The sequence below is a fragment of the Rhodococcus sp. NPDC077669 genome, from assembly GCF_040686915.1.
Lineage (GTDB): Bacteria > Actinomycetota > Actinomycetes > Mycobacteriales > Mycobacteriaceae > Rhodococcoides > Rhodococcoides fascians.
Map to the genome: position 1 here is coordinate 82,175 of NZ_JBFBMD010000017.1, position 8,939 is coordinate 91,113.

At 61.4% G+C, this 8,939-nt stretch carries 10 protein-coding genes; 5 read left to right on the forward strand and 5 right to left on the reverse strand.

Annotation, left to right across the window (positions count from 1 at the left end; translation table 11 throughout):
- Positions 1–49: 49 nt before the first annotated feature.
- Complete coding sequence (locus tag AB0P23_RS18510; protein ID WP_363798723.1) at positions 50–1,096, reverse strand: SDR family oxidoreductase; 1,047 nt, start codon at positions 1,094–1,096, stop codon at positions 50–52.
- A 92-nt stretch (positions 1,097–1,188) separates the two neighbouring features.
- Between AB0P23_RS18510 and AB0P23_RS18515 the strand changes: the two genes are divergently transcribed.
- Positions 1,189–1,506: a helix-turn-helix transcriptional regulator gene (locus AB0P23_RS18515; protein ID WP_052060610.1), complete on the forward strand. Its 318-nt coding sequence runs from the start codon at positions 1,189–1,191 to the stop codon at positions 1,504–1,506.
- Here AB0P23_RS18515 and AB0P23_RS18520 read toward each other — a convergent pair.
- Positions 1,490–1,819 carry a hypothetical protein gene (locus AB0P23_RS18520; RefSeq protein ID WP_363798725.1) on the reverse strand — a complete coding sequence of 110 codons (330 nt, stop codon included), beginning with the start codon at positions 1,817–1,819 and terminating at the stop codon, positions 1,490–1,492. The two genes, AB0P23_RS18515 and AB0P23_RS18520, sit on opposite strands and share 17 nt — an antisense overlap.
- Positions 1,820–1,881: 62 nt before the next feature.
- The gene (locus AB0P23_RS18525; RefSeq protein WP_363798727.1) at positions 1,882–3,384 is read right to left on the reverse strand and encodes an SAM-dependent methyltransferase; all 1,503 of its coding nucleotides are present in this window, start codon (positions 3,382–3,384) and stop codon (positions 1,882–1,884) included.
- 115 nt (positions 3,385–3,499) lie between these two features.
- Between AB0P23_RS18525 and AB0P23_RS18530 the strand changes: the two genes are divergently transcribed.
- Together AB0P23_RS18530 and AB0P23_RS18535 are read left to right on the forward strand one after the other, a co-directional pair.
- The gene (locus tag AB0P23_RS18530; RefSeq protein WP_241258195.1) at positions 3,500–4,003 is read left to right on the forward strand and encodes a DUF1648 domain-containing protein; all 504 of its coding nucleotides are present in this window, start codon (positions 3,500–3,502) and stop codon (positions 4,001–4,003) included.
- A 163-nt stretch (positions 4,004–4,166) separates the two neighbouring features.
- Positions 4,167–5,378 carry a Fic family protein gene (locus AB0P23_RS18535; RefSeq protein WP_045840784.1) on the forward strand — a complete coding sequence of 404 codons (1,212 nt, stop codon included), beginning with the start codon at positions 4,167–4,169 and terminating at the stop codon, positions 5,376–5,378.
- 18 nt (positions 5,379–5,396) lie between these two features.
- Here the strand turns inward: AB0P23_RS18535 and AB0P23_RS18540 are convergent, their stop codons facing one another.
- Complete coding sequence (locus AB0P23_RS18540; RefSeq protein ID WP_045840918.1) at positions 5,397–6,641, reverse strand: TetR family transcriptional regulator C-terminal domain-containing protein; 1,245 nt, start codon at positions 6,639–6,641, stop codon at positions 5,397–5,399.
- Positions 6,642–6,814: 173 nt separating this feature from the next.
- Here AB0P23_RS18540 and AB0P23_RS18545 point away from each other — a divergent pair, with 173 nt between their 5' ends.
- Positions 6,815–7,075 carry a LuxR C-terminal-related transcriptional regulator gene (locus AB0P23_RS18545; protein ID WP_032399142.1) on the forward strand — a complete coding sequence of 87 codons (261 nt, stop codon included), beginning with the start codon at positions 6,815–6,817 and terminating at the stop codon, positions 7,073–7,075.
- A 3-nt stretch (positions 7,076–7,078) separates the two neighbouring features.
- Here AB0P23_RS18545 and AB0P23_RS18550 read toward each other — a convergent pair whose 3' ends face one another.
- Positions 7,079–7,732 carry a DedA family protein gene (locus tag AB0P23_RS18550; protein ID WP_027497716.1) on the reverse strand — a complete coding sequence of 218 codons (654 nt, stop codon included), beginning with the start codon at positions 7,730–7,732 and terminating at the stop codon, positions 7,079–7,081.
- Positions 7,733–7,819: 87 nt separating this feature from the next.
- On the opposite strand from AB0P23_RS18550, the gene AB0P23_RS18555 reads away from it, so the two are divergent.
- Positions 7,820–8,848 (forward strand): hypothetical protein, encoded by a 1,029-nt coding sequence (locus tag AB0P23_RS18555; RefSeq protein WP_045840783.1) that lies wholly within the window; start codon positions 7,820–7,822, stop codon positions 8,846–8,848.
- Positions 8,849–8,939 lie beyond the last annotated feature (91 nt).

Sequence of the window (8,939 nt, forward strand, 5' to 3'; positions counted from 1 at the left end):
GCCTATGCCTCCACAGCTCTCGGGTGCGGAACCACCGAGCCCGATTCGCTCAGGGAATGATTCGTTGCCGCCGGAGATCTGTGACGATGCCGGCGAACATCGCCTCGGTGTCCACGAAACGATGAAAACCCATACGGCGGGCCTTGGAGCCGTCGGATATGACGTCGTAGTCCCAGGAGAACACGAAGTCACCGAACGCCCAGGACGACACATCGCGGTAGGGAGTGGGCTTCAGCTCGTGCTCGGCAACGATCGAATTCCACAGTGGCTCTTTGTCGGCCATGACGTCGGCCAGCGACATCGGCAGTGGGGTGGCGGTGTCCAACCCGAAGATGTTCGCGATGCGCGGCCACATGTCGTTCCAGCGGAACATGTCTCCGTTGGTGATGTTGAACGCCTGATTCGCGCACGCGGGAGTGGTTGCGGCCCACACGGTCGCTTCGGCGAGCAACGATGCATCGGTCATTTCCAGCAGAGATCCGAAAGCACCGGGCTTGCCCGGGAATCGCATGGGCACGCCCAGCTTCTTGCACATGGTGGCGTAGACAGCGATGACGGTGGCCAGATTCATCGGATTCCCCAGCGCTACACCGCACACCACCGATGGCCGGATAGCCGACCAGGACCACCTCTTTCCGACCTGACGGCTTTCGAGAAACTGTTGTTGGTCGATGTTGAACTCGGGCGGCATGTGCGGTGGATCGGTTTCGCGCGCAGGGGTTTTGAACGGTCCGAGATGCGCGCCGTAGACCTTGTAACCCTGCATCAGGCTGACATGTTCCAGGTTCGGAGAACTGTCCTCGATCACGGTGACCACGTTGACGAGCATCGCCAGATTGGGAGGCACCAGCTCGGCCCACGTGGGGCGTTCCTGGTACGCGGCGTAGAAGATGTGCGTGACGTCTGTCAGGTGCGAGAGTCGGCGTCGAGTCTCGTCGCCGTCGAGCAGGTCCACCGCAATGTGCTGGACGCGTTCGCTGTCGATACCGCCGCGGCGGGACAGGCCGATGATGTTCCAATCCCCGGTCCGCTGCAGGTGTTCGACCAAATTTCCGCCGATCACGCCGTTGGCCCCCACGACTACTGCTGTCTTCATCAGCTTCTCCTTATCTGAATATCGCGATATTGCGATGTCCGAGTAAGTAGACCACAGATCGCGATATTGCGATATTGGAGTACGCTTCGAGGGTGGCTGACGAACTGAATCCTGCGGAGCTTGCGGCAGTGTTCGGTGCTCTCAGCAACCCGGCGCGATTGGCGATCATGCAATGGCTCAAGGACCCGAGCGATTTTCCGCCGCAGCTCGAACCGGCCGAACAGGTAGGGGTGTGCCTCAAACACATTCAATCCAGAGCGGGCGTCTCGCAGTCGACTGCCTCGCAATACATGGCGGTGCTACAACGCGCCCACCTGGTGACCAGCACCAAAATCGGACCCTGGGTGCACTACAAACGCAACGCCAAGTACCTGGACCGATTGGCCGAAACGATCAAGACCGATCTGTGACGTCTCCACTGCGTCGGTGCGACCTCTGTATGTGGCCCGACAGTAGATTGATGATGCCGGACAGTGCGAGGCTGCCTCCTGGATAGAGGACGAGCCCGGGAGAAAAGATGACGGGTTCCGATGCGTCCCTGACCATGTAGGCGACACCGATGCCGGTCAGGACGAATCCGAGGATGGTGAGCAGTGCGATGATGCGCCGACTCTGACGGGCCAGCCATGTCGAAATGAGGGCTGCGAAACCGGTAAATACGCAGAGGAAGATAGACACGAAGATCAACGCGCTCCACTTCGCCGCGGTAGCCACCACGAACATGACTCCACCTATGAGGAGGAGGACCAGCTCTGGAACGGGTTGTCGCTGAGGAGGATCGACAGTCATAGCTTTTTGCCTCTCGCGAGATCCACCGCGCGAGTGAGCAATGCTGCCTCGAATACCAGACCGTGCGCAGCTGCCGCCGCTGCGGAACGCTCACTCAGTACGACGGGGTCGGTCGCCCGGGCGATCGCCGCGAGGTCGATGCGTTGCAAGAGCTTCTTCGTCACGGGCCGCTTGCTGTCCCAGAATGCCAGAGCAGCAATGAGATCGGTAGCTTCGGGCCCGGTCAGTAACGCGTGGGCGACGGAGCAGGTTGCGGGGTCCTCGAAAGGGAGCAGATAGGTGGCATCGTCGAACACGGCTGGTTTGCCGTCGTAGGGACCGACCATCCTGAATTGTGGAATCTTGTGGAACCCGGAGATCGCAATCTTGTAGGGCGCGAACGTGTACGGGCCTACACCGAAGATGCAGAACCGGGCTCTGTTGCGATAGATCGACGACTTCCGCCCGTCGAGTGCCGCGGCGTTGGCGTTGAGGTATGCCCACAACTTCGGTGCGGTGTGCGTCAACTGCTCGGTGTCGTCGCCGGTATGCGACTGCGGCACGATCATCCACTTGGACACCGAGTCCAGCTTGTCGCGGTAGACATCGGTGCACTTGAAGAGTGGGAACAGGTAGTCGGCTTCGATGTCCACGCCGGTTCCCAGTTTGGTTCGCGGGCCGCCATTCTCGGCCAACTCCATCACCGCGGTGGCGTCGTGCTTGATGCCTTGCCGCCACACCAGAGGGCTGGTGCCGTCGAAGTGCTTGCTGCGCTGATATGCATCGACGTTCGCGACCAGTCGGCCGTCGACGACTCCGATTCTGTTGTCCGGCTGCGACGCATCGATGCTCGGAAATGTCTCTGCGGTGTAGTCGGTCTGGCCCGGCCCGAGTTCGACAAGGAAGCAGCAGGCATCGACCCCTGCGTCGAACCACTTTTTCGCATCGATCATTCGTAGGCTCGAACCGGTCACCGGAAGCTGATGCCGAGCACAGTGCAGCAGAACGTTTCGAGCTACCTGGGTCTTGCAGATCATCGCGATGGTTGCGGGTCGATCCGCGAATTCGGTGAGCAACTTGATCCAAATGAACTCTGCGATATCGAAGTTGGAGCTGCCGGTGATGGCGTCGATGCCGCGGGCGTTCTTCGTGTTCGTGCGGGCGGGTCGATTGGCGGAATCGAGCACCGACAGTTGCGAGTTGGTGACCCACGGTGGGTTGCCGATCACGAGGGTCGCGCCGGGCCCCGAACTCCACTCGATATCTCGGGCCAGATCGAAGTCGAAGATCGACGCTGTGATGATCCTGCCGAATTGTGCTGCTGACGAAGCATACTCGGGCTGCACCTCGATCCCGACGCGCTCTGCTTCGGGGTGACTCTGGGCCATCACCGACAGGAAGTTCCCGACACCGCAGGTGGGTTCGAGGACGCGGGTCCAGTCGCGACCAGGCAGGGCGTTGACCAAGGCGCGCGCCAACTCGATCGGAGTCTGAAAGTCTCCGAACTCGTTGTTGGGCATCGATGCCTCCGGCAGTGGTGCGGATAGGTGCCGTCTGTGGCACAGGAGCATAGCCTGCGGAGCGACCCAGAGGCTCAGCACCGCACCACTGCCGCAGGCGCTAATGTTGACTGGGATGAAGCTTTCGCGCGCTGCCTTACTGCTGTCCAGTCTCGTCTTCGTCGGTAGCCTCGTGTGGGTCGCCGTCACCGCGGGCGACGAGATACCCGCTCATTTCGACGGATCCGGTCAGGTGGATCGGATGGACTCGAAGCTCTCTTTCCTCCTCACGATGGGTGGTACCGGGTTCGTCATGATCGGGTTGTTCGTCAGCGTCGGGTGGTGGCTGCCGAAGGTCCCGGCCCAGCTGGTGAACCTGCCGAGTCGACGACTGCACGAGTACTGGACTGCCCCCGAGAATCGGCCCGAACTGAACCGCAAGATTTCCGAGGACCTCGACTGGATCGGAGTCGCCTCCGCACTGCTGTTCGCCTGGATCTGCGTCGTTGCGGGCACGACTACAGGTGCGTCGGTGAGCGCGTGGGTGTTCGTGGTGCCGACTGTGCTTTATGTGGTGGTGATTCTGGGATATGCGGCCTTCGCGTTCATCGGCAGTCGATACCGTATTCCGAAGGACTGAGTCAGGGGAGTGGTTGCAACATGGCCAATTTCGAGCCTGACTGTAAAAGGTAGCTGCCATCGGCGAGGTCGACCTGCATCTCGACATTGTCCGAACGCACCGATCGTACGGTTGAGCAGGCCATACCAAACCATATACAAATAAGGTTTGGTATGGTCACATAATGGCAGACGGTGAGGCCGGTGCATCCTGGCCTGCGGTGGAGTTCGAGAGCCGGCCGTGGCGTGTCGCCGATTCGTGCATGTCGCGCGCCCAGAGGCGGCTGCATCAGGGTGACTATCGAGCAGCTGTACCGCCGCGTATTGCAGAGGTAGAGCTGAACCTGCCTGCGCAGCTGATCGCGGAGTCGGAGGACGCCCTCCGTGAGATCGTTCGATTCGACCACTATGCCTCTGAGCGGCTCGGTTCATCGGTGGAACTTGCACCCATGAGTTCGATTCTGTTGCGGACGGAAAGCTCGGCGTCCTCTCAGATCGAGAATCTGACCGTGGGAGCCAGGGCACTTGCACTCGCCGAATTGGGTGCGCCCACAACGCGGAACGCCTCGATCGTGTCGGCAAACGTCCGTGCGATGGAAGCAGCACTCGAGGTCGGATCATCGATCGGAGAAGCAAGCGTGCTTCAGATGCACCGATCGCTGATGGAGTCCAACGGCGATCCGTTCCCGGGGCAATGGCGAACTCAGCAAGTCTGGATCGGGGGATCGGACATAGGCCCGCACCGTGCCGCTTTCGTTCCACCGCACCACGACCGGCTTCCGGGTGCACTTGCCGACCTGTTCGAGTTCGCAGCTCGTTCGGACTTGCCCGTCATCCCGCATATCGCCGTCACGCATGCGCAATTCGAAACGCTTCACCCGTTCACGGACGGAAACGGGCGAACGGGCCGAGCCATAGTCCACGCGATGCTGCGGAGGGCAGAAGTGACGGAGCGAGTGACGGTTCCACTGTCTGCTGGGCTCCTCACGGACACCGCAGGCTACTTCCGAAGTCTGGATGCCTACCGCGCCGGGGATGTCGAGGCGATCGTGCGAAGCCTCACCGCTGCCACGTTCCACGCCGTCGAAGGTGGGCGGCGATTGGTAGACGAGCTGTCCGACGTCAGAACCGAGTACACCGATCGCGTCGTCGCACGCAGCGACTCGGTTGTGTGGAAACTACTCGACGCGCTGGTAGCGCAACCGGTCGTCGACAACGCCTACGTACGAAACACATTCGCCGTCAGCGAGATTGCGGCTCAGCGGGCAATCGACAAGCTGACCGAGGTGGGAATTGTGCACCAGACGTCGAAGGGGCGACGAAACAGGGTGTGGCAGGCCGAGGAGATACTTGCCGCTCTCGACGACTTCGCGGACGGCATCCGGCGGGTCCGATAACACGCACTCGGTCGATGCTCAGTGCACACCGAGACCGTCGAGGAGGAGTTCAGCGACGAAGTTCGCGTTGTCCTGCGGGCTGTTCTGTCTTCGTGTGAAGCATCGCATCAGCAGCGTATTGGTGATGCCTGCTGCGAGATCGACTGGGCTCGAGCTCTTTCGGAACACCCCGCTGTCCTGACCCCGCGCGATGACCGGCCCGATGATTGCCGGAAGGTTGAGTTTCTCCTTGATCGAGATCAACCCCTCCGGCTCGCCGTACGTGTCGTGTGCGACGGCGACGAGGAGTGCATCCATGAATTCGAGTTCGTCGGCGGCGAGCTGCGCGCACCGCAGCATGTGATGTCGCAGAATCGTGAGCTCGTCGAGCCCCAGCAACTGGTCGTCGGCTACCGACTCGCGAAGATGATCGACTCGATTCTGCAGGGCTGCAACGATGACGGACGGCTTGGTCGGAAACAGCGTCTTGCAGGCCGTCCTCGGCACTCCTGCGATGTCGGCGACGTCGTCCATCCGCGTCATGAAATAGCCACGCTTTCCGAATTCGTCGCGCGCAGCTGTGACGATCGCAGCGCGAGGATCACGCGGAAGCGGGCGTTCCTCGATCGGTGAATCGACTGCTCCCACATCATCGAGGTGCTGATGACGTCCGGACGTGTCGACGACGGCCCCGAGGAAGGCAAGCACCGCGTCGGACATCACCTCGGCCGATACGGACGCGGCGTCCGCCTGACTGCGGAGGCGGAATCCATCGATGATTGCGTTGACCGTCACTGCGAACGTTCGGGCTGTGAAGGGACGGCGAAAGGCCCCACCGTCGGGGTCGAACAGTGCCTCGAACGCGCCCAGTACGGCTTCGTCTCGGACGCGGTACTCACTTATCAGGGCCGGGGACGACGGTCCGCCGAAAACGTGGTCCAGAAGAGACTCGGTGATGCTCTTCCGGTCGACGATTGCCGGGAAGTGCTGCGCAACGAGCGCCGACACCGTTGCGCGAATCGATGCACCGCTGTTCGTCACCTGGCTGCGAACTGTTTCGTGGACGTCGGTGGGCAGCGAGGTCCGGGCCAGCTGCTCGACCACCTTGTCGAGAAAGTCGGCCTTGGTGCTGAACTTGCGGAAGAACGTCGCTGTCGACGAGTCGGATGCGTGGACGACGTCCTCGATGCGCATACCCCGGTCGAGAATTCGTCGAGGATCCGCGACCAACAATGTGACGGCCGCCTCGACGAAATGGGTGGCAGTCGCGTCGAGCTCGTTCATGGGGACGGACTTTACCGAGGTGAGACCGACCGTGACGGTGCCGGTGACAGTACTCACTCTCGGGTGAGAGCGACCTCGGTCATCAGTCGGAGTGACCCAACGGAAAGAGTGCGGTGTTATGTGCTGTGTTCGCGCCGCCGGGACAGCGGTGGTGCCCGATATCAAGGATTTTCATGACAGTTCTCGACATCCGCATCCACGAAGGTCCCGATCCGCGGCTCAGCGCTCGTGAAATCGAAGTGCTCACCACATGGCTGGTGTCCGACTCCAAGTCGGAGGCGTCGCGTGCGCTCTATCTGTCGATGGGAACTGTGAACACCCACTTGTCCCGGATCCGAGCCAAGTACTCCGCGGTGGGGCGCACGGCACCCACCAAAGCGGCATTGTTGGCGAGGGCTCTGCAGGACGGCTTCATCGATATCGATGATCTGTGAGGTTCACTCGACCTCGACGCGCCTCGACTTCATTTTCTTCACCACGAACCACGCGATCAGCGCCACAACGATGCCGATGACGATGTACTGGAACACGGAGGCGTAGTTCTCCACATAGTGCCAGTTCTCGCCGAGGAAGTATCCGGCCAGCACGAAGATCGAGTTCCAGATCAGGCTGCCGAGCGTGGTGTACAACGTGAACTGCAGTACCGGCATCCGTGACACACCGGCCGGAATCGAGATGCCCGAGCGAACCACCGGGATCATGCGGCCGAAGAACACCGCCGACCGACCGTGTCTGGTGAACCAGTCCTCGGCCTTCGTCAGATCCTCGGTTCCGACGAACGGCATCTTCTCGACAATGGCGTACATCCGGTCACGTCCGAGTTTGATGCCCAGCCAGTAGAGAACCAGAGCGCCGAGCACCGATCCGGCCGTCGTCCAGAACAACGCACCGAAGAGCGTCATCCCGCCCTGAGATGCGGTGAAGCCCGCCAACGGCAGGATGATCTCGCTGGGAAGCGGCGGGAAAAAGTTCTCCGCAGCGACGGCAATACCGGCACCGGGACCGCCGATCGCCTCCATCAAACTCACCGCCCACCCGGCGATTCCGCCGAGTTCAGTGCTGGTCGCGGCAAGGGTGGAGAGCTCACTCATGACTACGACTGTACGAAACGTCTCGACCGAAAATCTGCTCACCAGGAGAAATGCCAAGAAATTGAGACATATGGAACACTTGCGAGGGTGAAACGAGCCCCCCAGGTACTGCCCGTTGTTGCCGCCGCCACACTCCTGTTGGGTGCCTGCGGGTCCTCCGATCCGGAGCCGACCCCCGCTTCCGCTGCCACTGAATCGTCAGCTCCGGCGTCGTCAGCTCCGTCGTCGTCCGGCCCATCGAACGCCGGCGTCTACAACTTGCCGGGCACAGGAGTCTTCCCCGAAGGCATCACCGCCGCCGACGACACGTTCTACGTCACCTCCACTTCCGACGGTGCCGTGTTCCGCGGAACCGTCGGATCGCCGGACGTGTCGGTGTTTCTGCCCGGAGGCGCGGATGGACGCACGGGTGCTGCCGGACTCGACGTGCTCGATGACGACGATCGGCCCGACTACTTGGTGATCGCCGGAGGGGCGACAGGCAAGGTGTGGGTGTACGACGCCAACTCCGGTGATTTGGTAGCCACGTTCACCAACGGTCTCGGCACCGACGCGACGTTCCTCAACGACGTTGCGATTGCCGACAACGGCGATGCCTTCGTGACGGATTCACGCAGCCCGGCGCTGTACCGCATTCCGTTCGACCAAATCGTGGCTGGGACGCAGGACGCTCCGATGGAGACGTTCGTGAACTTCGACGGCAGCCCGTTCGTCTACGGGGAGGGCTTCAATGCCAACGGCATCGTCGAGAACGACGACGAATCGGCGCTGATCGTTGTGCAGTCCAGCACCGGAAATCTGTATCGGATCGACAAGACCTCGAAAGAGGTCACCCAGGTCGACCTCGGTGGGGCGACGCTCATGAACGGCGATGGCATGGAGATGGACGACGACACGGTGTATGTCGTCCGCAATCGCGACGGTCTGATCTCGAAGGTCGACCTCGACGATGATGGCCGGCGCGGATCCGTCACCGGCGAAATTACGGACCCATCGTTTGCCTACCCCACAACCGTTGCAGCAGTGGATGATCGACTACTGGTGGTCAACAGCCAGTTCGACAAGCGTGGGGGAGAACCGGTCGAGCCGTTCACCGTCAGCTCTGTTCCCGAGTAGACGGTATGGAGGTCTTGGCTGGGGCCCCTCCGCATGTAAGCGTGGGTTGCCGACAGGAGTGGGTCCTGGCCGGTAGAGCCACAGATGTGGG